The organism is Pseudomonas sp. Sample_20 (genome assembly GCF_004307585.1).
Classification (GTDB): Bacteria; Pseudomonadota; Gammaproteobacteria; order Pseudomonadales; family Pseudomonadaceae; genus Aquipseudomonas; species Aquipseudomonas atacamensis.
The window spans coordinates 66,851-88,804 of record NZ_RCOA01000004.1 but is presented as its reverse complement, the minus strand read 5'-3'; the positions used below and the strand labels follow the sequence as shown (position 1 = coordinate 88,804).

20 protein-coding genes are annotated in these 21,954 nt (G+C 59.5%); 10 read left to right on the top strand and 10 right to left on the bottom strand.

Going from position 1 to position 21,954, the window contains the following annotated elements; translation table 11 throughout:
• Positions 1-39: 39 nt before the first annotated feature.
• From D8U70_RS01055 to D8U70_RS01025, 7 genes are all read right to left on the bottom strand, one after another.
• On the bottom strand, positions 40-315 hold the full coding sequence (locus D8U70_RS01055; protein ID WP_016771781.1) for a hypothetical protein: 276 nt from the start codon (positions 313-315) through the stop codon (positions 40-42).
• A 206-nt stretch (positions 316-521) separates the two neighbouring features.
• Positions 522-803 (bottom strand): hypothetical protein, encoded by a 282-nt coding sequence (locus D8U70_RS01050; RefSeq protein ID WP_016771780.1) that lies wholly within the window; start codon positions 801-803, stop codon positions 522-524.
• 111 nt (positions 804-914) lie between these two features.
• A complete protein-coding gene (locus tag D8U70_RS01045) occupies positions 915-3,725 on the bottom strand; it encodes an FAD-binding and (Fe-S)-binding domain-containing protein (protein WP_130928119.1) in 2,811 nt (936 codons plus the stop codon).
• Positions 3,722-4,393, bottom strand: a complete 672-nt coding sequence (locus D8U70_RS01040; RefSeq protein WP_130928118.1) for a lactate utilization protein — start codon at positions 4,391-4,393, stop codon at positions 3,722-3,724. The genes D8U70_RS01045 and D8U70_RS01040 overlap by 4 nt, the downstream gene beginning before the upstream one ends.
• Positions 4,390-5,847, bottom strand: coding sequence for a LutB/LldF family L-lactate oxidation iron-sulfur protein (locus tag D8U70_RS01035; protein ID WP_073473864.1), 1,458 nt, complete (start codon positions 5,845-5,847; stop codon positions 4,390-4,392). The genes D8U70_RS01040 and D8U70_RS01035 overlap by 4 nt, the downstream gene beginning before the upstream one ends.
• On the bottom strand, positions 5,844-6,668 hold the full coding sequence (locus D8U70_RS01030; RefSeq protein ID WP_130928117.1) for a (Fe-S)-binding protein: 825 nt from the start codon (positions 6,666-6,668) through the stop codon (positions 5,844-5,846). Before D8U70_RS01030 ends, D8U70_RS01035 begins: the two co-directional genes overlap by 4 nt.
• A gap of 149 nt (positions 6,669-6,817) precedes the next feature.
• The gene (locus D8U70_RS01025; RefSeq protein WP_016771776.1) at positions 6,818-8,512 is read right to left on the bottom strand and encodes a lactate permease LctP family transporter; all 1,695 of its coding nucleotides are present in this window, start codon (positions 8,510-8,512) and stop codon (positions 6,818-6,820) included.
• 263 nt (positions 8,513-8,775) lie between these two features.
• On the opposite strand from D8U70_RS01025, the gene D8U70_RS01020 reads away from it, so the two are divergent.
• A complete protein-coding gene (locus tag D8U70_RS01020; protein WP_016771775.1) occupies positions 8,776-9,543 on the top strand; it encodes an FCD domain-containing protein in 768 nt (255 codons plus the stop codon).
• Positions 9,544-9,678: 135 nt separating this feature from the next.
• On the opposite strand, the gene smpB is transcribed toward D8U70_RS01020, so the two are convergent.
• Positions 9,679-10,161, bottom strand: a complete 483-nt coding sequence (gene smpB, locus D8U70_RS01015; RefSeq protein WP_007953781.1) for an SsrA-binding protein SmpB — start codon at positions 10,159-10,161, stop codon at positions 9,679-9,681.
• A gap of 119 nt (positions 10,162-10,280) precedes the next feature.
• On the opposite strand from smpB, the gene D8U70_RS01010 reads away from it, so the two are divergent.
• From D8U70_RS01010 to D8U70_RS01000, 3 genes are read left to right on the top strand one after another with little or no spacing between them, the layout of a single operon-like run.
• Positions 10,281-11,684, top strand: coding sequence for a sodium-dependent transporter (locus D8U70_RS01010; RefSeq protein WP_016771774.1), 1,404 nt, complete (start codon positions 10,281-10,283; stop codon positions 11,682-11,684).
• 7 nt (positions 11,685-11,691) lie between these two features.
• Entirely contained in the window at positions 11,692-12,126 is a 435-nt protein-coding gene (locus D8U70_RS01005; protein WP_016771773.1) for a type II toxin-antitoxin system RatA family toxin, read from the top strand.
• Positions 12,119-12,433, top strand: coding sequence for an RnfH family protein (locus D8U70_RS01000; RefSeq protein ID WP_130928116.1), 315 nt, complete (start codon positions 12,119-12,121; stop codon positions 12,431-12,433). The genes D8U70_RS01005 and D8U70_RS01000 overlap by 8 nt, the downstream gene beginning before the upstream one ends.
• Positions 12,434-12,493: 60 nt before the next feature.
• On the opposite strand, the gene D8U70_RS00995 is transcribed toward D8U70_RS01000, so the two are convergent.
• Complete coding sequence (locus D8U70_RS00995) at positions 12,494-13,021, bottom strand: outer membrane protein assembly factor BamE (RefSeq protein WP_016771771.1); 528 nt, start codon at positions 13,019-13,021, stop codon at positions 12,494-12,496.
• Positions 13,022-13,118: 97 nt separating this feature from the next.
• On the opposite strand from D8U70_RS00995, the gene fur reads away from it, so the two are divergent.
• A complete protein-coding gene (gene fur / locus D8U70_RS00990; RefSeq protein ID WP_016771770.1) occupies positions 13,119-13,523 on the top strand; it encodes a ferric iron uptake transcriptional regulator in 405 nt (134 codons plus the stop codon).
• 76 nt (positions 13,524-13,599) lie between these two features.
• On the opposite strand, the gene recN is transcribed toward fur, so the two are convergent.
• Positions 13,600-15,273: a DNA repair protein RecN gene (gene recN / locus D8U70_RS00985; RefSeq protein ID WP_016771769.1), complete on the bottom strand. Its 1,674-nt coding sequence runs from the start codon at positions 15,271-15,273 to the stop codon at positions 13,600-13,602.
• A gap of 240 nt (positions 15,274-15,513) precedes the next feature.
• On the opposite strand from recN, the gene grpE reads away from it, so the two are divergent.
• The 5 genes from grpE (at position 15,514) to carA (ending at position 21,729) form a co-directional block, all read left to right on the top strand.
• Positions 15,514-16,080, top strand: coding sequence for a nucleotide exchange factor GrpE (gene grpE / locus D8U70_RS00980; RefSeq protein ID WP_130928115.1), 567 nt, complete (start codon positions 15,514-15,516; stop codon positions 16,078-16,080).
• Between the two features lie 102 nt (positions 16,081-16,182).
• Positions 16,183-18,099 (top strand): molecular chaperone DnaK, encoded by a 1,917-nt coding sequence (dnaK, locus tag D8U70_RS00975; protein WP_024011565.1) that lies wholly within the window; start codon positions 16,183-16,185, stop codon positions 18,097-18,099.
• A 297-nt stretch (positions 18,100-18,396) separates the two neighbouring features.
• Entirely contained in the window at positions 18,397-19,521 is a 1,125-nt protein-coding gene (gene dnaJ / locus D8U70_RS00970) for a molecular chaperone DnaJ (protein WP_016771767.1), read from the top strand.
• A gap of 9 nt (positions 19,522-19,530) precedes the next feature.
• Complete coding sequence (gene dapB / locus D8U70_RS00965; protein WP_016771766.1) at positions 19,531-20,334, top strand: 4-hydroxy-tetrahydrodipicolinate reductase; 804 nt, start codon at positions 19,531-19,533, stop codon at positions 20,332-20,334.
• Positions 20,335-20,592: 258 nt separating this feature from the next.
• Positions 20,593-21,729: a glutamine-hydrolyzing carbamoyl-phosphate synthase small subunit gene (carA, locus tag D8U70_RS00960; protein WP_016771765.1), complete on the top strand. Its 1,137-nt coding sequence runs from the start codon at positions 20,593-20,595 to the stop codon at positions 21,727-21,729.
• The last annotated feature ends 225 nt before the right edge of the window (positions 21,730-21,954 follow it).

Genomic DNA, 21,954 nt, shown 5'->3' with positions numbered 1-21,954 from the left:
ACGCTGGGCAGGCCAACCCGAAGGTTGGCCCGCACGACATCAGTTACGCGTCGGGTTACGGATCTGCATCTTGCTGATGATGCCGTTGGTAACCTCGATGCATTCCTTGTCGTTGCCGGACGCCTGAGCCGCAGTGGCTTTTTCCTGTGCTTCCTTGATGTTATTCATGGAGCTTTCAGGAAGGGACGGCTGGCTGGTGACGAAGTCTTTGATGCTTTGAAGATTCCCGGCACAAAGGTCTTTGTCGGCCGCGAACACCGGCGAGGCCAGAAGTGCACCAGTGATAAACAATCCAGCAATTGCAGAATGCTTCATGGGTATCTCCTTGAACGATGGGGGCTCGGTGCTGCCGGACGGTCTGGCCGCGATGCCGAGGTCAAGACAAGCGAGGTCAGTATAGGACCTGTCTGGTTGACCGCTTCGCTGCGCAGGAATTCGGTTTTATTTGCAACGAATGTCAAATGGCCAGACCGGTCGACCAGGTGTCGATGCAGCCGACCTGTAAAAGGTCGGCGCATGAATCATTTTTTGGTGTCACCGGTAGCGTTTTGAATGTCCAGCAGAGTTTGCTGGGTTTCAGCGAGGCAGTCGTCAATCTTGCCTTGTGCTTTCAGGGCGCGGGCTTTGCTGACACTGGCCGAGACGCGCGCATTCAGATCCGGTGACGTCTGGTATTGAGTCTTGGCGCTATCGATTCTCTGCAGATTGGCATCGCACAAATCGGCGGGTTTTTCAGCGGCGAACGAAGTGGACGCCATCATCGAGGCAGTGACAAACAGACCTAACATTACAGAGCGGTTCATGTGTATATCCTTGAACTGAGGGTTCAGACTTCGCTGACCGTTGAACAGGCCCCGAATGGTCCGGGGCATGTGCAGTGGACTACCGCCTCGCTCAAGGGTTCTGATTTTTGTTCAGCAGACTTTGGCCTGTGTCACCCGATCCACCAGATAAACCAGCCCGTGGTAGTCGATGCCACCGTGCTGGGTCAGGCCGATTTCGCACGTGCGGCTGGTGGAAATGCCCTCGCTGCAGTGCTGCACGGCGTCCTTGAGCGTACGCAGCGAATGGCTGTTCAGCTCCGGTGTGGTGAAGCCTTTGTCGCCGGCAAATCCGCAGCAATGTATGCCTTCGGGAATCACCACGGTGTTGCTGCATTTGCGCGCCAGATCGATCAGCGCCTGGCTTTCGCCCAAGTGCTGAGTGCTGCAGGTCACGTGGACGGCAATCGGCGCTTCCTGGGGTGTGAAGTCCAGACGATCCAGCAGATGCGTACGGATGAAGCGCACCGGATCGTACAGATCCAATCGTGTTTCGCCGATGTCCTGCACCAGTCGCAACGTACACGGGCTGGTGTCGCAATAGATCGGGTCGAGGCCGCCGCGACTGGCGTGGAGCAGGGCGCTGATCAGCTCTTGGCGTTTGTGTTCGGCCTGTTCGGCGTAGCCTTTGGAGGCGAACGGCTGACCGCAGCAGAGGTTGTCCTGGTTGTCGGGAAAGACGACCTGGTAACCGGCCTTTTCCAGCAGGCCACGGGTTTTGTCGTACAGCGACATCTGTTCTTTGTCGCCCGCCGCCGGGCCCATGACCCGCGAGACGCACGCCGCCAGATAAACCACGCGCGGGCGCTCGTCGGCCACGCTCGGGCTGAAGCGAATGGCTTTTTCCGGTTGGGGCATGGCGTTGGTCCACAACGGTACCTGGCCTTTGGACAAGCGCGTCAGCGTCGCCGACAACTTTGCCAGACGCGGTGCGCCGAGCATCATCCGCGCGCCGTTGGCGACATGCAGGGTGAAGCGTGCGCCTTGCAGGGTTTTGGCGAAATTTCCTTCGATCCAGTCAGCGGTTTTCTGATGCGTGGCGTGTCGGCCACGGAGTTTTTTCACCAGTTCGCCGGTGTTGATGCCTACAGGACAGCGTTGCGCGCACAGACCGGTCGCGGCGCAGGTGTCGATGCCTTGATAGTCGTAGGCTTTTTCCAGTTCGGTGGTGTCGACGCCGGCGCGTTTTTTCGCCTGGATATCGCGCCAGATGACGATGCGCTGGCGCGGGCTCAAGGTCAGGCCTTTCGATGGGCAGACCGGTTCGCAAAAACCGCACTCGATGCACTTATCCACAATCTCGTCAGCGGCCGGCAGCGGTTTCAGGTGCTTGAGATGGATCTGCGGATCTTCGCTGAGCACCACGTCCGGATTGAGAATGCCGTTGGGGTCGAGCAGGCGTTTAAGCTGCCACATCAGTTGATAGGCGTCGCTGCCCCATTCCAGTTCCACGAACGGCGCCATGTTGCGGCCGGTACCGTGTTCGGCCTTCAGCGAGCCGCCGAACTCCACGGCGACCAGTTGCGCGACATCGTCCATGAACGCTTGGTAGCGTGCGATTTCTGCCGGGCTGTTGAAGCCTTGGGTGAAGACGAAGTGCAGATTGCCTTCCAGTGCGTGTCCGAAAAGGATCGCTTCGTCGTAGGCATGTTTGTCGAACAGCTCGATCAGGCGATTGACGCCGATGGCCAGTTGTTCGACCGGGAAGGTCACGTCTTCGATGATCACTGTGGTGCCGGTTTTGCGCACGGCGCCGACGGCGGGGAAGGTGTCTTTGCGGATGGCCCAGAGGCGGGCGTTTTCCACCGGGTCTTCAGTGAAGTCGACCTGCTTCTCAACGGGGAAATCGCGCAGGGACGCCATGATTTGCGCCAGTTGTTCCTGCAGCAATGTCGATGACGCCGCGCGGGATTCGATGAGCAGCGCGCAGGCATTTTCCGACAGCAGCTGTACGAAAGCGGGCATGCCTTTTTTGTCCTGCACCGAGCGCAGACTGCGTCGGTCAAGCAACTCCACCGCTGACACCGGTTGGCTTTTCAGCACGGTGACCGCGTTGCAGCAGGTCTCGACATCGGGGAACACGATCAGCGCCGAGGCCTTGTTCGGGTGATCGATGACGGTGTCGTAAGTCACCGCGCTGATGAAGCCGAGCGTGCCTTCGGAGCCGACCAGCAGGTGGCTCAGGATATCCACAGGCTCGTCGAAATCCACCAGGGCGTTGAGCGACAGGCCGGTGGTATTTTTCAGACGGTATTTGTGGCGAATTCTCGCGGCCAGCTCGGCGTTGGCGCGGGTCTCGCGACCTAAAGTCGCCAAGCGTTCGAGCAGGTCGCCGTGGCTTGAGCGAAATGCCGCGACGCTGGCAGGGTCTTCGCTGTCGAGGCGCGTGCCGTCGGCGAGCACCAAGCGAATCCCGGCCAGCGTGTGATAGGTGTTTTGCGCGGTGCCGCAGCACATGCCGCTGGCGTTGTTGGCGACGATGCCGCCGATCTTGCAGGCATTGATCGACGCCGGGTCCGGGCCGATCTTGCGCCCGAACGGTGCCAGCCAGGCGTTGGCCTGCGCGCCGATCACGCCCGGTTGCAGGCGGATTTGCGTGCCTTGGCCGCGAATCTCGCGGGCATTCCAGTTATCCCCAAGCACGATCAGCACCGAGTCGCTGATCGCCTGCCCGGACAGGCTGGTGCCGGCAGCGCGGAAGGTCACCGGCACCTTGTCGCGCTGGGCCAGTTGCAGCAGCGCCACCACTTCGTCTTCAGACTCGACGCGGATCACCAGTTTCGGAATCAGTCGATAGAAACTGGCGTCGGTGCCGAAGGCCAGAGTCGACAGCGGATCGTCGAAACGCCGGTCTGCTGGAATCAGTTGCTCGGCATCACGCAGGAAAGCAGCAGGAAGACTCATTGATCCTCCAGAATCAGCACGACCAGATCTTTCGGGCCATGCGCGCCATACGCCAGCACCTGTTCAATATCGGCGGTTTTCGACGGGCCGGACACCAGCAGCGCATTGGTCGGCATGCCTTGCGCCCATTCGAATTCCTCTTGCACTTGATAGAAGTTGTCGCGGATTTCGCTGGCCTTGAGCAGGGCGAAATGCACAGGCGGCACCAGGCTCATCAGGCGCGGTTCTTCACGGGTTGGCCAGATGATCAGGCTGCCGGTTGCGGCGATGGCACCGAGGGTGCCAGTGAGGCTGGCCGGGGTGTCGTTGAACAGTTCGGCTTTCCATTCTTCCATTGGCCGGTCGTAGGATTTCAGTGCAGGCAGCTCGGGATTGTTCGCCCAGTGCTGTGCGATGCGTTGCCCATGCGGTGTGGTCGGTGCGATCAGCAGGCTCGGCAATTGACGGTCGCGCAGCAGTTGCGCCAGTAATGCCGGCCACTCGGCGCCCGAGGTCAGGTGGATTTCGGTGTGCACCGCCTCCATCAGTTTGCGCAGTTGCGGGATGCGTTGCTCGGCGCTGTAGGTGTAGGGCTGGGTGACCAGATCGACATCGAAGTTGTCGGCAATTGGCGTGGTGCCGGTCAGACTTTTCCGCAGTTTGCCGAGGATATTTTGCTTGGCGCTCATCGACGCTCTCCCTGTTTGGCCAGATGCTCGCGGGCCATGTCATGCAACGAACGCGCGGCCGGTTTTGGCGCGCTGTGGTTTTGCGTCCATGGGCCGACATTGCTCGGCGTAAGGGCGCGCAGGCGCGTGGCGAAAAAAGCGAACAAGCGGTACAGCGTCGGCGAGCTGTTGAGTCTGGCCCAGGCGTTCCAGATGAAGCGCTCCTTGCGCGAATATTTGCTGCCCTGGCCGCGCATCACCTGATTCGGTGCGTCCGGGGCTTTGACGTTTTCCTCGCGCAGACGGCGCAGGATCGCCGGGATCGGTATCTTCACCGGGCAGACTTCACCGCAGGCGCCGCACAGTGAGGACGCGCTCGGGTGGTCCGGAACCTTGGCCAGGCCGACCATATGCGGGGTGATGATCTTGCCGATCGGCCCTGGGTAGACCTCGCCATAGGTGTGGCCGCCCACTCGGGTGTATACCGGACAATGATTCATGCAGGCGCCGCAGCGGATGCAGTTCAGGGTCTGGCGCAATTCACTGTCGGCGAAAGCCTGGCTGCGACCGTTGTCGAGCAGGACCAGATGCACTTCCTGCGGGCCATCGAGTTCATGTTCCTTGCGCGGGCCGGAGATCATGTTGACGTAAGTGGTGATCGGAATGCCCAGCGCCGAGCGCGTCAGCAGTGACAGCAGCGGCACCACGTCACGCAGGTTTTCCACGACTTTTTCGATACCGGTAACGGCGATATGCACCGGCGGCACGGTGGTGGTCATGCGCCCGTTGCCTTCGTTTTCCACCAGCAGCAGGGTGCCGGTTTCGGCGACGGCGAAGTTGACGCCGGAGACGCCGATGTCGGCTTCGAAGAATTTCTGCCGCAGGACCCTGCGACCGATCTGAATGAGTTGGTCAACGTCCTTGGTGTATTCCACGCCAAGTTTGTCGTGGAACAAGGACGCGACCTGACCGGCATTCTTGTGGATCGCCGGCATAATGATGTGTGAAGGCTTCTCGTGGTCGAGCTGGACGATGTACTCCCCCATGTCGGACTCCAGACATTCAATGTCCCGAGCCTCGAGGAAATGGTTCATCTCCATCTCTTCGCTGACCATCGATTTGCCCTTGATCACTTGCCGCGCCTCGTGAGCACGGATGATCGATAAGACGATGCCATTGGCCTCGTCCACCGTTTCCGCCCAGTGCACTGTCACACCGTTGCGGGTCAGGTTCTGTTCCAGTTGCTCGAGCAGGTCGGGCAACTTGGACAGCGCGCGGGCCTTGATCGAATTGCCCAGTGCGCGCAAGTGTTCTCTTTCGTGGGCATCGCTGAAAGCCGCTGCCCGCTTGGTCATCAGTGAATCCATGGCAGTGCGGAAGTTGTTCCGCAGCTGCTGATCACCCAAGGCATTGTGTGCCCGGGTGCGGAAATCTTCTTCTACGGCGACCGTAGGAATAATCGTGGAGGCGCTCATTGTGCACCTCCGGTTCGCTGCCAGAGAAAGCTCGCCAGATGTTGTCCGCGTAACGCTTCCTGCTGTTTCTCCAGCGCGCCGTTGATGTTCATCAAACAGCCGCAGTCGGCACTCAGTACCTTGTGCGCGCCGGACTCCTTCAACGCGCGGGTCTTGTCAGCCACCATCGCGCCGGAAATGTCTGGCATACGGACGCTGAATGTCCCACCGAAGCCACAGCATTCGCTTTCGTGGTCGTGATTGACCCGTTCCACATTGCTCAACTGCGCCAACAACTCGCGGCCGTGCAGGTGGGTGTTCATTTCGCGGCGTGCCGAACACGAGGTGTGCAGCGCGACTTTCACCGGTTCGCCGCCGTCCTTGAGCTGCACCTTGCAGACGAACAGCAGAAACTCGGCCAGTTCATAAGTGCGAGCCGCAAGGGCCTGCACCTGTTTCAACGTTTCCGGCTCGTCCTTGAACAAGTCGGCGTAATGCTCGCGCAGCATGCCGGCGCAGGAACCCGAGGGCACTACCACCGGATAATCCCCGGCAAACAACGCCAGTTGCGAGCGCGCTACCGTCCGCGCCTGCTCGGTGTAACCCGAGGTGTAGGCCGGTTGGCCGCAGCAGCTCTGCCCTTGCGGATACTCGACCCGGATCCCTTCGCGCTCCAGCAGATGGATCGCGTCCATCCCGGCTTCGGGGTAGAACAGGTCGACCACACACGTGCCGAACAGGTAGACCCGCGACGGTTTCTCGCTGGGGTATTGCCGAGGTTTGGGCAGTGGCGGTGCCACGCGGGTCGCGTTCGGCACAGCGTTGTAAAAAAGCTCGCTCATCAGGCGTGTCTCCGGGTAGGCCCGGTTATCCGTCTGCTGCGGCTGCCGAATATAAAGCGCATTGCTTTCAGCAGCCTTACAGACCCGGTGGTGAATTGCTGACGCCGGATCACGGGCCGGCGTCGGTTATTTCCGTCTTTCTTGTAGGTTTAGTGCACCAGCATGCCGGTGAACCAGTAGGCCTGAGCCAGGGTGATCAAACCTACAATCGTTGCAAAGAATAGGCTGTGCTTGAGGGTGAAGCGGAACAGATCCGATTCCTTGCCGACCAGACCGGTCGCGGCGCAGGCCACGGCGATCGATTGCGGCGAGATCATCTTGCCGGTCACGCCGCCGCTGGTATTGGCCGCCACCAGCAAGGTGTCGTTGACGCCGATCTGGTGGGCGGTGGTCGCTTGCAACGAACTGAACAGCGCGTTCGACGAAGTATCCGAGCCGGTGAGGAACACGCCCAGCCAACCGAGGAACGGCGAGAAGAACGGGAACGCGGCGCCAGTACCCGCCAGCACCAGGGCCATGGTCGACGACATGCCGGAGTAGTTGGTGACGAAGGCGAACGCCAGCACCATGCCGATCGACAGGATTGGCCAGCGCAGTTCGTAGAAGGTCTCTTTCAAAGTGGTCAGACCAGTTTTGAAATTGATCTTCAGCACCAGCATAGAAATCAACGCGGAGAAGAAAATCGCCGTGCCGGTGGCGGAAATCGGGTCAAGTTTGAACACCGCTGGAATGGCAGTCGGATTGGCCACGATTGGCGCAGTCTTGATCACCAGTTGATCAAGGTGCGGAATCGCGAAGTTGAACACCCAGCTGTACATCGAGCCGCCGGCAGCGAACATGGCTTTGAAAGGCTTCAGCGTCCAGATCGTCACCAGCACAGTGAGGATCAGGAACGGCGACCACGCCTTGAAAATTTCCCCGAGGCTGTAGGGCGAAGCCACGGTGGTGCGCTTCTGGCCGAAACCGCCTACGCTGGCGCTGACAACTGAAGCGGATACAGCGCCAACGATGTGCTGGCCGGCGGCGCGACGTGGTTGCCAGACCTTGAGGAACAGGGTCAGGGAAATCAGGCTGGCCAGTGCCGAGGTGATGTCCGGCAGTTCCGGGCCGATGAAATTGGAGGTGAAGTACTGGGTGATGGCGAAACTCAGACCTGCCACCAGCGCGGCCGGCCAGGTTTCGCGCACACCGCGCAGGCCGTCCATCATGAACACCAGCCAGAACGGCACGAACAGCGACAGCAGTGGCAGCTGGCGACCGGTCATGGCGCCGATCTTGAAGGCGTCGATGCCAGTGACCTGGCCCGCCACGATGATCGGAATCCCCAGCGCGCCGAACGCTACCGGCGCAGTGTTGGCAATCAGGCACAAGCCGGCGGCGTACAGCGGGTTGAAGCCCAGTCCTACAAGGAGTGCGGCAGTAATAGCTACCGGCGCGCCGAAACCGGCGGCACCTTCCAGAAATGCGCCGAAGCAGAAACCGATCAGCAACACCTGCAAGCGCTGGTCATCGGTGATCGACAGGACCGAGCTGCGGATGACCTCGAACTGACCGCTTTTCACCGTCAGTTTGTAGAGGAACACCGCCGCGACAATGATCCAGGCAATCGGCCACAGACCGTAAGCGAAGCCATAACCGGCGGCGGCAAACGCCATGTCCACTGGCATCTGGAAGGCGAAAATCGCCACGGCAATCGAAAGCGCGAGTGTGATGCTGCCGGCCACATGGCCTTTGAGGCGGAACACCGCCAAAGCGAGAAAGAAGAACACGATGGGAATGACGGCCGCGAGAGCGGAGACGCCAAGACTGCCGAGCGGGCTGTAGAGCTGTTGCCAGGTTTGCATGGTGGGGTGGCCCCTAATTGTTGTTGGTCAGGCACTGTGAGCAATCTTGGATAATTGGTAAGACCAATTTACAAGCGCTGTCGGCTAGGGTAAAAGCCTTAGTGGCGGTGTGTCAATTTGCCGCTCTGAAACTTTCGTCGAAGATGCGGTGCAGAGCGCAACTGATCCGCTTTGGCGAAGTGGTGTCTGGCAGGTGTCGGCGGCGCGCGGATAGGCCAGAATAGACACCCCGGCGAGCGGTCGGGATCGTGGAGAAATGAGTTATGGGCTTTGATCAGATACGTCAGCGCCGTTTGTCTGACGATATTGTCGAGCGCCTCGAAGGGATGATCCTTGAGGGCACGCTGAAGTCGGGCGAGCGGTTGCCGGCCGAGCGCACGCTGGCCGAACAATTTGGCGTATCACGCCCGTCATTGCGCGAGGCGATTCAGAAACTGGCGGCCAAAGGCTTGCTGGTCAGTCGCCAGGGCGGCGGCAATTATGTGGTGGAGGGGCTCGGATCGACGTTCAGCGATCCGCTGCTGCAATTGCTTGAAAGCAATCCCGAAGCGCAACGTGATTTGCTCGAATTCCGGCACACCCTGGAGGCATCGTGCGCCTACTACGCCGCATTACGCGCCACCGATGTTGATCGCGAGCGCCTGACCGCTGCGTTCGAGGAGTTGCAGGATTGCTACTCGCGCCATGAAGAGGTCAGCCGGGCGGAAGAGGGTGCGGCGGATGCGAAGTTTCATCTGGCGATTGCAGAGGCCAGCCATAACGCGGTGTTGCTGCATACGATTCGCGGACTGTTCGATCTGCTCAAGCGCAACGTCGTGACCAACATCGGCGGCATGTACAAGCAGCGTACGGAAACCCGCGACATGCTGATCTCGCAGCACCGGGAATTGTATCTGGCGATTATCGAAGGGCGTGCCGAGCAGGCGCGGGAAGTGTCCAGCCGACATATTTTGTATGTGCAGGAGGTGCTGGAAGAGGTGCGTCAGGAGGTGCAGCGCATGGCTCGGGCGGAGCGGCGCAAGGGGATGTAGTCAGTTAGTTCTGCAAACGATCGTTCCCACGCTCTGCGTGGGAATACAGCAATGGACGCTCTGCGTCCGCGTTGTGACGCGGGGCGTCACGGGATGCATTCCCACGCAGAGCGTGGGAACGATCAGGGTGGAAAACTAATCTTCCTTGCCCTTGTTGCGCACCGCACGCTGTAATTCACGCCCGGCATCGCGCTCGCGCTCGGTGTCGCGCTTGTCGTATTCCTTCTTGCCCTTGCCCAGAGCGATTTCGCACTTGACCATGTGCTTGCTCCAGTACCAGGACAGGCAGACGCAGGCGTAACCTTTTTGCTGCACGGCGGCGGCAAGCTTGTCCAGCTCGCGGCGGTTGAGCAGCAGTTTGCGAGTGCGCACCGGGTCGGCGATGACGTGAGTGCTTGCGGTCATCAACGGCGTGATGTGGCTGCCGAGCAACCATGCTTCGCCATCCTTGAGCAGCACATAGCTGTCGACCAGCTGCAACTTGCTCGCCCGCAGACTTTTTACTTCCCAGCCGGCCAGGACCAGACCAGCCTCGAACTTGTGCTCGATGAAGTAATCGTGTCGCGCCTTTTTGTTCTGCGCGATGGTCCCTGTTGGGTGTTTCTTCTGTTTAGCCATAGGGGCGGCATTATATGGAGTTGTTCGGCTGTCGGCTACGGTGTTGCTGCGTGCTTGAGCAGGTTGAGTGAATCCCGGACAATGCGGCCTCTTTTTCTAACGCTTGGGCGTGATAAACGATGTCGACAGACAAGGTTTCTGTCCACGGCAGTTGGGCTAGCCGCTGGGTATTCATACTCGCCGCGACCGGTTCGGCCGTGGGACTGGGTAGTATCTGGAAGTTCCCCTACATGGTCGGGGTCTACGGCGGCGGCGCCTTTGTGCTGATGTTCCTGGCGTGCATCGCGCTCATCGGTGTCCCGGTCATGCTCGCGGAAACCCTGATCGGCCGGCGCGCCCGGCAAAGTCCGGCGAATGCCCTGAAGGTGCTGGCACTGGAAGCCGGGCACTCGGCGAAATGGTCGTGGGGCGCGTTTGCCGGAATGATCACGGCCCTGCTGATTCTGTCTTTCTACAGTGTCGTCGGCGGCTGGTCGCTGGATTACATCGTCGACATGGGCCGTGGCGATTTCCAGGGCGCGACGGCCGATCAGGTCGGCGCCTATTTCGGCAATGTCATCTCCAATCCATGGCGACTGACACTTTGGCACACGATTTTCATGCTGCTGTCGGCCTTCGTGATCGCCAAAGGCGTGGTCGCCGGGCTTGAGCGCAGCCTGCGAATCATGATGCCGCTGCTGTTCGTGATGATTCTGGTGCTGCTGGGTTACAGCATGACCACTGGGCATTTCATGGAAGGCGTGCATTTCATGTTCGACTTCCACCCGGAAAAAGTCCTCGACGGTCTGCTGCCAGCGATGGGGCACGCGTTCTTCTCGCTGAGCGTCGGCGTCGGCTCCATCATGATCTACGGCGCCTACATGCCGAAGAACACCTCGCTGTCGGGCACGGTGGTCGGTGTTGCGCTACTAGATACCTTCGTGTCGCTGGTCGCTGGTCTGGCGTTGTTTCCAATTGTATTTGCTGCTGGCCTGAACCCAAGCGAAGGCCCAGGGCTGATGTTCGTCAGCCTGCCATTTGCTTTTGGTAATGTATTTTTCGGCCAGTTGATGGGCGTGGTGTTCTTCGTGCTGGTCGCGGTGGCAGCGTGGAGTTCGGCGATTTCGCTGCTTGAGCCAATGGTGGCTTACCTGGTTGAACGCACTAAAATCAGCCGCATCTGGGTAACTTTCTGGCTGGCATTCACCTGCTGGTTTGTTGGTCTGGGCACCGTGTTTTCTTTCAATATCTGGAAGGAAGCCAAGTTTTTCGTGAACGAAGGCGGGGCGTTCAGCCTCTATCAATGGGGTGCGCAGAGCGGTCTCGACTTCTTCGGCGTGATCGATTTCTTCACCTCGCGGATCATGTTGCCCCTCGGTGGCTTGTGTTTCGTGCTGTTCGCGGGATGGGTGATGGGGCGTGAAGCGGTGCGGGATGAATTGTCCATCCGTAACCCGGTTCTGTTTGCTCTGTCCCTGTTCTTGATGCGCTACGTGGCGCCTATCGGCATTCTTGTAGTCTTTGCCGCTCAGCTCTGGAAGTAACGCTTACATGACGACACATATCCAACGATCCGCGCTCCTGCCGTACCCGGCGCAGTTTCTCTACGACCTGGTCAACGACGTCGCGCGGTACCCGGAGTTTCTGCCGTGGTGCTCGGAGGCTGAAGTGCTGGAAAGCTCCCCGGAACACATGCGCGCCAGTGTCGGCGTAGCGAAGGGCGGCCTCAGTCAGCATTTCGTCACGCGCAATACGCTGGTGCCGGGGCAGTCGATCGAGATGAATCTTGAAGAAGGCCCGTTCACTCAGTTGCACGGCATCTGGGTATTCAAGGCGCTGAACGAAAAGGCCTGCAAGATCAGTCTGGATCTGTCGTTCGATTATGCCGGGCCGCTGGTGCGCGCAACTCTGGGGCCGTTGTTCAATCAGGCGGCCAATCAATTGGTGGATGCTTTCTGCCAGCGCGCCAAGCAGATGCATGGTTAAGCCGGTGATCGAGATAGAAGTGGTGTATGCAGCGGTTGATCGCCAGGTTCTGCGTGCGATCAGTGTGGCTGAAGGCGTTAGCGTTCGGGCGGCGGTGCACGCATCGGGCATCGCAGCCGAGTTTCCTGAGCTGAATCTGGCGCAGTGTCCGCTGGGGATTTTTGGCAAGGTCGTGACTGACGCGGATTCTCGCTCTGTTCAGGCAGGTGACCGGATCGAAATATATCGACCGCTGCTGGCTGATCCCAAAGAAGTTCGACGTTTGCGCGCGGCCAAGGCTGCTGAGGCCAAAGCACGCAATTCTTGAGCAGGCCAAACGGCAGGCGATAAAAAACCCGGAATGTCCGGGTTTTTTTTGCCTCGCCTATTACTGCGGCGAGGTGTCCAGCGGCTCTGGTGTCGGAACCGGTACGGTTTCCACACCATCGACGTCCTTCTGGATCTGATCGAGCAAGGAGCCTGGTTTGGCTGGTTTTTCAGCTTCTGGCTTGTCGGCGTTTTCAGCAGGCGCGGTCACGGTCGTACCGCTGTCCTTGCCAAGAATGGCTTCATCACGGCTCACGCCGGGCATGAAGTCACCGGACAGGCTGACAAGCTGGTCGTTTGAGTTGAAGATAACGCTGATTCGTTCCTGCTGGCGTTCACCGCCACCCGGTTGCAGGCTGTACAGATAATCCCAGCGATCGGCATGGAACGTGTCGGCAAGCAGAGGGTTGCCCATGATAAACCGTACTTGCGGCCGGGTCATTCCCGGGCGTAACTGGTCTATCATGTCCTGCGTGACGACATTGCCCTGCTGGATGTCGATTTTGTAAACCCCGGGGAATGAACAACCGGCGAGTGCGAGCAGTCCCACAAAGGTGAAACTGGTTAGCAAGAGCTTGGTGTTTTGCATCGGTGGGCGACTTCCACTATCTTGGCTGGGACAACGTAAACGCCGATCATACCCGCATTAAGAGAAGCTGCGAAGCAGCATCGCGAGAAAGCTGACCATGGTTGAAAATAGCGAACTACGCAAAGCCGGCCTCAAAGTGACCCTGCCACGGGTCAAGATCCTGCAAATGCTCGACTCTACCGAGCAGCGCCACATGAGTGCCGAGGACGTCTACAAGGCGTTGATGGAAGCTGGTGAGGACGTCGGTCTGGCCACGGTTTACCGTGTTCTGACCCAGTTCGAAGCGGCCGGCCTCGTGGTCCGCCACAACTTCGACGGCGGCCACGCGGTCTTCGAACTGGCTGACGGTGGCCACCACGACCATATGGTCAACGTGGAATCGGGTGAAGTGATCGAATTCTTCGACGAAGAAATCGAAAAGCTTCAGAAATCGATCGTCGAGAAGCATGGCTTCGAGATGGTTGATCACAACCTGGTGCTGTACGTACGCAAGAAAAAGTAAGCATGTCGCGCGAATTTCACATTCGCGAAACGAACGAAGGCGACCCAAGGGTCGCCTTCGTGCTTTCTGCTATTTGTTACGCCTTGGCGGTCACCACCATTTTTTTCGCGTGAGCCAGGGATTCCTTGGTCAGATCGATACCGCCGAGCATGCGCGCGACTTCTTCGATGCGCTCGTTCTTCGTGAGCTTCGCGACAGCGGTGTGAGTCGCCTTCTCGTCGCGAACCTTGTGCACGAACAGATGCTGATGCCCTTGCGCCGCCACTTGCGGCAAGTGCGTCACGGTCAGGACCTGGCCGCGATCACCGAGACGGCGCAGTAACTGGCCGACAATCTCGGCAGTCGGACCGCCAATACCTACGTCCACTTCGTCGAACACCAGCGTCGGCACGCGGGAGGTCTGGGCGGTAATGACCTGAATCGCCAGACTGATCCGCGACAGCTCACCACCGGAGGCGACTTTTGCCAGCGCCTTGAGCGGTTGACCGGGGTTGGCGCTGACCAGCAGTTCGACCTGTTCCAGGCCATTCGGCAGCAACTCGTCGCTGCTGTTGGCTTTCAGTTCGATGGTGAATCGGCCGCCAGGCATGCCCAGGCGCTGGATTTCCTGCTCTACCGCACTGGCGAGGCTGCCGGCCGCTTGATGACGGAGGTCGCTCAGCTCGCGCGCTTTCTCTTGATAGTGGCGGGCGTAGGACGCCAATTCTTCACCCAGGCGCTCGATGGATTCATCGTTGGCGTTGAGGGTTTCGATTTCATCGAGCAGCTTCTGCTGCATTTCGCCGACTTCGGTCGGTTGAATCCGGTGTTTGCGCGCCAAGGTGTAGATCGCGTCGAGACGCTCTTCGAGGTATTGCAGGCGAGCCGGGTCGGCATCGAAATTGTCGAGGAAGCGATTGAGCTCGCCGACTGCTTCTTCTACCTGAATCTGTGCGCTGGTCAGCAGACTGCTGGCTTCACCCAGCGCACCCACCGAACTGTTCACGCTGGAAAGTCGATTGAGGCTGGCGGTCAGCGCATTCAGCACATTCCCGGAATCGCTTTCGCTGCACTGCTCGACCACTTGACGGCAAATGCCCAGCAGGGTTTCGGCGTTGGTCAGGTTCTTGTGTTCCTGCTCCAGTTGCTCCAGTTCGTTTTCGCCGAGACCGAGGTTTTCCAGTTCTTCGAGCTGATAGCTGAGCAGTTGATGGCGTGCGCGTTGTTCGTCGCCGGAGTTGGAAAGGCGCTCCAGTTCCTGGCGAGTCTGGCGCCAGCGCTGTGCGGCCAGTTGCACCTGACGCGCCAGATCGGTCGCGCCGGCGTATTCGTCGAGCAGGCGGCGATGGGTGTCGGTTTTCAGTAGTGATTGGTGTTCGTGCTGGCTGTGGATATCGATCAGCAGCTCGCCGAGGGCTTTGAGGTCGCCAAGCGGGCAGGGTGTGCCGTTGATATAGCCGCGAGAACGACCTTCCGAGGTGATGACCCGGCGCAGGATGCACGGCCCGTCGTTTTCCAGATCGCGCTCGGCAAGCCAGGCGCTGGCTTCGGGGATATCAGCAAGATCGAAGGTGGCAAGAATGTCGGCTTTATCAGCGCCCGGGCGAACCACGCCGCTGTCGGCGCGATCACCCAGGGTGAGGCCCAGGGCATCGAGCATGATCGACTTGCCGGCGCCGGTTTCCCCTGTGATCACGCTCATCCCGCGATCAAGTTCGAGATCGAGATGTTCAACGATGGCGTAGTTATGTACGGACAGGTGCACCAGCATAAAGGCAGCTCCCAGGCTTGAGGTCTGGTTATTTATACAGTGTTTTGTTCAGGCCTGACAATGCCCGCCCTTAGCTCGATTTGCTTGATCAGAGAGTTTTCTTAGCGCATTCAAGAATGAGTATTCAGCACTTTTTTGTAGGGACAATTGTTTTCAGCCCTTGAAGCCTGATTTTGCGGCCCCATATATCGGGGCAGAAGCGCGAGTCAGGCTCGCGGACGAAATTGAAAGGAGAATTCTATGGCTGACGAACAGACAGTAGATACGCAAAACCCAGATGCCAATCAGGCGCCCGAAGGTTCGGGTGACGACCTGGCGACCCGTGTGCAAGTGCTCGAAGAGCAATTGGCCGCCGCGCAGGATCAGTCTCTGCGTGTTGCTGCCGATCTGCAGAACGTTCGCCGCCGTGCCGAGCAGGACGTCGAGAAGGCGCACAAGTTTGCCCTGGAAAAATTCGCCAGCGACCTGCTGCCGATCGTCGACAGCCTGGAGCGCGGCCTCGAGCTGTCGAGCCCGGACGACGAAAGCATCCGCCCGATGCGCGAAGGCATCGAGCTGACCCTGAAAATGTTCCACGACACCCTCAAGCGTTACCAGCTTGAAGCGATCGATCCGCATGGCGAACCGTTCAACGCCGTTCACCATCAGGCGATGGCCATGCAGGAAAGTGCTGACGTCGAGCCGAACAGCGTGTTGAAGGTTTTCCAGAAGGGCTACCAGCTCAATGGTCGCCTGCTGCGCCCGGCGATGGTCGTGGTCAGCAAGGCGGCGGCACCGGTTTCGCCTTCGATTGACGAGCAGGCTTGAAATTAGCCGCAAGGCCCCCATTTAGAAGTCAAGCGTTTAAGTGCTACCGCAGTCAGCCACCACTGCCGCGGCAACAAAATCCAAAGTTTCGGGAGAGTGAACATGGGCAAAATTATCGGTATCGACCTGGGGACTACCAACTCCTGCGTCTCCGTGCTGGAAAACGGCAAAGCCAAAGTTATTGAAAACGCTGAAGGCGCGCGTACCACGCCGTCGATCATCGCTTACGCCAACGATGGCGAAATTCTGGTAGGTCAGTCGGCCAAGCGTCAGGCTGTCACCAACCCGCACAACACCCTGTACGCAGTAAAGCGTCTGATCGGTCGTCGTTTCGACGAAGAAGTTGTGCAGAAAGACATCCAGATGGTCCCTTACAAGATCGTCAAGGCTGACAACAATGACGCCTGGGTAGAAGTGAACGGCCAGAAAATGGCGCCGCCACAAATCTCGGCTGAAATTCTGAAGAAGATGAAGAAGACCGCCGAAGACTACCTCGGCGAGGCAGTGACCGAAGCGGTAATCACCGTTCCGGCCTACTTCAACGACAGTCAGCGTCAAGCCACCAAAGACGCCGGTCGCATCGCTGGTCTGGACGTAAAACGCATCATCAACGAACCAACCGCAGCCGCTCTGGCTTACGGTATGGACAAGGCCAAGGGCGATCACACCGTGATCGTTTATGACCTGGGTGGCGGTACTTTCGACGTTTCTGTTATCGAAATCGCTGAAGTTGACGGTGAGCACCAGTTCGAAGTGTTGGCGACCAACGGTGACACTTTCCTCGGCGGTGAAGACTTCGACATTCGTCTGATCGACTACCTCGTTGACGAATTCAAGAAAGAAAGCGGCATGAACCTCAAAGGTGACCCGCTGGCGATGCAGCGTCTGAAAGAGGCTGCTGAGAAAGCCAAGATCGAGCTGTCGTCCGCTCAGTCGACCGACGTCAACCTGCCGTACATCACTGCAGACGCGACCGGTCCTAAGCACCTGAACGTGAAAATCTCGCGTGCCAAGCTCGAAGCGCTGGTTGAAGACCTGGTTCAGCGCACTATCGAACCTTGCCGCATTGCCATGAAAGACGCCGGTATCGACGTCAGCGCGATCAACGACGTGATTCTGGTCGGCGGTCAGACTCGTATGCCGCTGGTGCAGAAGCTGGTTACCGATTTCTTCGGTAAAGAAGCGCGTAAAGACGTCAACCCGGACGAAGCTGTTGCCATGGGTGCTGCGATTCAGGGCGCTGTTCTGGCCGGTGACGTGAAAGACGTGCTGCTGCTCGACGTCAGCCCGCTGACCCTGGGTATCGAAACCATGGGTGGCGTGATGACCGCGCTGATCGAGAAAAACACCACGATTCCTACCAAGAAATCGCAAGTGTTCTCGACTGCCGACGACAACCAGGGTGCTGTGACCATTCACGTTCTGCAGGGCGAGCGCAAGCAAGCTGCCCAGAACAAATCGCTGGGCAAGTTCGACCTGGCCGACATTCCACCAGCTCCACGTGGCGTGCCGCAGATCGAAGTGACCTTCGACATCGACGCCAACGGCATCCTGCACGTCGGCGCGAAAGACAAGGCTACCGGCAAGACCCAGTCGATCGTGATCAAGGCCAACTCCGGTCTGTCCGACGAAGAAATCGAGCGCATGGTGCGTGACGCCGAAGCGAATGCCGAGGAAGACCGCAAGTTCGAAGAACTGGCCGCTGCCCGTAACCAGGGTGATGCACTGGTGCACTCGACTCGCAAGATGGTCGCTGACGCAGGCGACAAGGTCACCGCCGAAGAGAAGACTGCAATCGAAGCTGCAGTGGTTGCGCTGGAAGCCGCCGTCAAAGGCGACGACAAGGCAGCCATCGAAGCCAAGGTTGAAGAGCTGTCGAAAGTCTCCGCTCCGGTTGCTCAGAAGATGTACGCCGAACAGGCTCAGCCAGCTGATGGCGCAGCCCCGCAAGGCGAATCGGCTGAGAAGGCTGACGACGTTGTCGACGCCGAGTTCGAAGAAGTCAAAGACCACAAGTAAGTTGTTGGTCGCCCGGTTGACTGCCTTGCGGCGGTGACTGGTAGGATGTCGCCGCGCGGGAGCTTGCCTCCCGCGTTGGCGTATCTGGAATACGTGAATTTTTACAGCATGCGACACCGTTCGGATGCTGGCGGTATGGCCGGGAATGCTCCTGCTTTTCGCGCCGCAGATACCGCATCAATCAAGACCAGGATCGTTGAATTGACGTGAGTTGGGTCCGGGCCTTAATGGGGGCTCAACGAGTTTGGCGAGGCTCAGGAGGGGTTTGCCGAACGTCCTTAAGAGTGCAAAGAACTTATGGCAAAGCGTGACTATTACGAAGTATTGGGTGTCGAGCGGGGCACGAGCGAAGCGGACCTGAAGAAGGCCTATCGCCGTCTGGCCATGAAGCACCACCCCGACCGTAATCCCGGCGACAAGGCTTCGGAAGAAGCATTCAAAGAGGCCAACGAGGCCTATGAAGTGTTGTCCGACGCCAGCAAGCGCGCGGCATACGATCAGTACGGTCATGCCGGCGTCGATCCGAGCATGGGCGGCGGCGGTGCCGGTTTCGGTGGCCAGAACTTCTCGGACATCTTCGGCGATGTCTTCAGTGATTTCTTCGGTGGCGGTCGCGGCGGTGCCCGTGGCGGCGCCCAGCGTGGCAGCGATCTGCGCTACACCCTGGAACTGAATCTGGAAGAAGCGGTGCGCGGCACGTCGGTGAATATCCGCGTTCCGACACTGGTCAACTGCAAGCCGTGCGATGGTTCCGGCGCCAAGAAAGGCTCGTCGCCGACGACGTGCCCGACCTGCGGCGGCATCGGTCAGGTGCGCATGCAGCAGGGCTTCTTCTCGGTGCAGCAGACCTGCCCGCGCTGCCATGGCCAGGGCAAGATCATTTCCGATCCGTGCGACTCCTGCCACGGCGACGGTCGTGTCGAAGAGTACAAAACCCTGTCGGTCAAAGTGCCTGCCGGTGTTGATACTGGCGACCGCATTCGTCTGTCCGGCGAAGGCGAGGCGGGTACCCAGGGCGGGCCGACTGGCGACCTGTACGTTGTGATCAACGTGCGTGAACACGACATCTTCCAGCGTGACGGCAAGCATCTGTTCTGCGAAGTGCCGATCAGCTTCGTCGACGCTGCACTGGGCGGCGAGTTGGAGATTCCGACCCTCGACGGTCGCGTCAAGCTGAAAATCCCTGAAGGCACGCAGACCGGCAAGCAATTCCGCGTACGCGGCAAAGGCGTTGCGCCGGTGCGTGGCGGCGGTGCCGGCGACCTGATGTGCCGTGTCGCTGTGGAAACGCCGGTCAACCTCAACCGTCGTCAGCGTGAACTGCTGGAAGAATTCCGCAGTTCCCTGGCCGACGACAACAGCCACTCGCCGAAAACCACCGGTTGGTTCGACGGTGTGAAGCGTTTCTTCGGCGATTTGTAAGGAGTCGGCATGCGACGTATTGCAGTGATGGGCGCCGCCGGGCGCATGGGCAAGACCCTGATTGAAGCGGTGCAGCAGACGCCGGGCGCCGGTCTGACGGCGGCGGTCGATCGTCCCGACAGCACGCTGGTTGGCGCGGATGCCGGTGAGCTGGCAGCGCTGGGCCGTATCGGCGTGCCGCTGTCCGGTGATCTGGATCGTGTGGTCGAAGAGTTCGATGTGCTGATCGACTTCACTCACCCGACCGTGACCCTGAAAAATCTCGCGTTCTGCCGCAAACACGGCAAAGCGATGATCATCGGCACCACCGGTTTCAGTGTCGAAGAGAAGCAATTGCTGGCCGAGGCGGGCAAGGACATTCCGATCGTCTTCGCCGCCAACTTCAGCGTCGGCGTCAACCTCTGCCTGAAGTTGCTCGACACCGCTGCGCGCGTGCTGGGCGACGATGTCGATATCGAGATCATGGAAGCCCATCACCGCCACAAGGTCGATGCTCCGTCAGGTACGGCTGTGCGCATGGGTGAAGTGATTGCCGATGCCCTGGGGCGTGATCTGAAGAAGGTCGCGGTCTACGGTCGTGAAGGCCAGACCGGTGCGCGGGAGCGTGAAACCATTGGTTTCGCCACCGTGCGTGCTGGCGACATCGTTGGTGATCACACCGTGCTGTTCGCTGCCGATGGCGAGCGCGTCGAGATCACCCACAAGGCATCGAGCCGCATGACCTTCGCCAAGGGCGCGGTGCGTGCGGCGCTGTGGCTGGACGGTCGCGAGCCGGGCCTGTACGACATGCAAGACGTGCTCGACCTGCGTTGAGTCGTTGCTGAACCCGGCGCAAACGTCCCGTTTTGCGCCGGTTTTTACCGCTTGGCGACGACCTGTCGCATTCTCCGGCCTTTAAGGCTCTTTAGCGGTGGACCAAAAACGCCCTTTTCTGTAAGCTACAGCTTTAGTGTGTCCACTAAAAGCGCGCAGAATAATTTCAGTGAAGAAGCGGGGTGACGTGTCCATACGTCACTCCGCTTTTTTACAACCTGCGATTGCCCTTTCATGCGTTATTTACGGGAGGTCTTCTTGACTAAGCCAGCCATACTCGCCCTTGCTGATGGCAGCATTTTTCGCGGCGAAGCCATTGGAGCCGACGGTCAAACCGTTGGTGAGGTGGTGTTCAACACCGCAATGACCGGCTATCAGGAAATCCTTACCGATCCTTCCTACGCCCAACAGATCGTTACCCTGACTTATCCGCACATCGGCAACACCGGCACCACGCCGGAAGACGCCGAGTCCGACCGCGTCTGGTCCGCTGGCCTGGTCATCCGTGACCTGCCGCTGGTAGCGAGCAACTGGCGTAACACTATGTCCCTGTCCGATTACCTGAAAGCCAACAACGTGGTGGCAATCGCCGGTATCGACACCCGTCGCCTGACCCGCATCCTGCGTGAAAAAGGCGCTCAGAACGGCTGCATCATGGCCGGCGACAACATCTCCGAAGAAGCAGCCATCGCCGCTGCGCAAGGCTTCCCGGGCCTGAAGGGCATGGACCTGGCGAAAGTCGTCAGCACCAAGACCCAATACGAATGGCGCTCGACTGTCTGGGATCTGAAAACCGACAGCCACGCGACCATCGAAGCCTCCGAACTGCCATACCACGTGGTCGCCTACGACTACGGCGTCAAGGTCAACATCCTGCGCATGCTGGTCGAGCGCGGCTGCCGCGTCACCGTGGTGCCGGCGCAGACTCCAGCCGCCGATGTGCTGGCGCTGAAGCCGGATGGCGTGTTCCTGTCCAACGGCCCTGGTGATCCGGAGCCATGCGACTACGCGATCCAGGCGATCAAGGAAGTGCTGGAAACCGAGACGCCGGTATTCGGCATCTGCCTCGGCCACCAGTTGCTGGCTCTGGCCTCCGGCGCCAAGACTCTGAAAATGGGCCACGGCCACCACGGTGCCAACCACCCGGTGCAGGATCTGGACACCGGCGTGGTGATGATTACCAGCCAGAACCACGGTTTTGCGGTAGACGAAGCCACCCTGCCAGCCAACGTGCGCGCGATCCACAAATCGCTGTTCGACGGCACCCTGCAAGGCATCGAGCGCACCGACAAGAGCGCGTTCAGCTTCCAGGGTCACCCTGAAGCGAGCCCGGGCCCGAACGATGTTGCGCCACTGTTCGACCGCTTCATCAACGAGATGGCCAAGCGACGCTAAGCGTTCGCCTTGAGACTGTAGAGAGAAGCCCTCGAGGGCGGCCCCGGTTCCGGCGGCCCCTTCGGGACTTCAGAAATCGATCAAGACGGCTTGCCGACTGACCTGCGGATTTGAGTGACAAACCATGCCAAAACGTACAGACATTAAAAGCATCCTGATTCTCGGCGCTGGCCCGATCGTGATCGGCCAGGCCTGCGAATTCGACTACTCCGGCGCCCAGGCCTG

Excerpts from the sequence above, each read along its gene's own strand:
- grpE (WP_130928115.1), top strand. The coding sequence starts at position 15,514 with ATGGCTGACGAACAGACAGTAGATACGCAAAACCCAGATGCCAATCAG.
- D8U70_RS01035 (WP_073473864.1), bottom strand. The coding sequence starts at position 5,847 with ATGAGCGCCTCCACGATTATTCCTACGGTCGCCGTAGAAGAAGATTTC.
- D8U70_RS01005 (WP_016771773.1), top strand. The coding sequence starts at position 11,692 with ATGACGACACATATCCAACGATCCGCGCTCCTGCCGTACCCGGCGCAG.
- D8U70_RS00995 (WP_016771771.1), bottom strand. The coding sequence starts at position 13,021 with ATGCAAAACACCAAGCTCTTGCTAACCAGTTTCACCTTTGTGGGACTG.
- D8U70_RS01000 (WP_130928116.1), top strand. The coding sequence starts at position 12,119 with ATGGTTAAGCCGGTGATCGAGATAGAAGTGGTGTATGCAGCGGTTGAT.
- D8U70_RS01010 (WP_016771774.1), top strand. The coding sequence starts at position 10,281 with ATGTCGACAGACAAGGTTTCTGTCCACGGCAGTTGGGCTAGCCGCTGG.
- recN (WP_016771769.1), bottom strand. The coding sequence starts at position 15,273 with ATGCTGGTGCACCTGTCCGTACATAACTACGCCATCGTTGAACATCTC.
- D8U70_RS01030 (WP_130928117.1), bottom strand. The coding sequence starts at position 6,668 with ATGAGCGAGCTTTTTTACAACGCTGTGCCGAACGCGACCCGCGTGGCA.
- dnaJ (WP_016771767.1), top strand. The coding sequence starts at position 18,397 with ATGGCAAAGCGTGACTATTACGAAGTATTGGGTGTCGAGCGGGGCACG.
- fur (WP_016771770.1), top strand. The coding sequence starts at position 13,119 with ATGGTTGAAAATAGCGAACTACGCAAAGCCGGCCTCAAAGTGACCCTG.
- dnaK (WP_024011565.1), top strand. The coding sequence starts at position 16,183 with ATGGGCAAAATTATCGGTATCGACCTGGGGACTACCAACTCCTGCGTC.
- D8U70_RS01040 (WP_130928118.1), bottom strand. The coding sequence starts at position 4,393 with ATGAGCGCCAAGCAAAATATCCTCGGCAAACTGCGGAAAAGTCTGACC.
- dapB (WP_016771766.1), top strand. The coding sequence starts at position 19,531 with ATGCGACGTATTGCAGTGATGGGCGCCGCCGGGCGCATGGGCAAGACC.
- D8U70_RS01045 (WP_130928119.1), bottom strand. The coding sequence starts at position 3,725 with ATGAGTCTTCCTGCTGCTTTCCTGCGTGATGCCGAGCAACTGATTCCA.
- D8U70_RS01020 (WP_016771775.1), top strand. The coding sequence starts at position 8,776 with ATGGGCTTTGATCAGATACGTCAGCGCCGTTTGTCTGACGATATTGTC.
- D8U70_RS01025 (WP_016771776.1), bottom strand. The coding sequence starts at position 8,512 with ATGCAAACCTGGCAACAGCTCTACAGCCCGCTCGGCAGTCTTGGCGTC.
- D8U70_RS01050 (WP_016771780.1), bottom strand. The coding sequence starts at position 803 with ATGAACCGCTCTGTAATGTTAGGTCTGTTTGTCACTGCCTCGATGATG.
- D8U70_RS01055 (WP_016771781.1), bottom strand. The coding sequence starts at position 315 with ATGAAGCATTCTGCAATTGCTGGATTGTTTATCACTGGTGCACTTCTG.
- smpB (WP_007953781.1), bottom strand. The coding sequence starts at position 10,161 with ATGGCTAAACAGAAGAAACACCCAACAGGGACCATCGCGCAGAACAAA.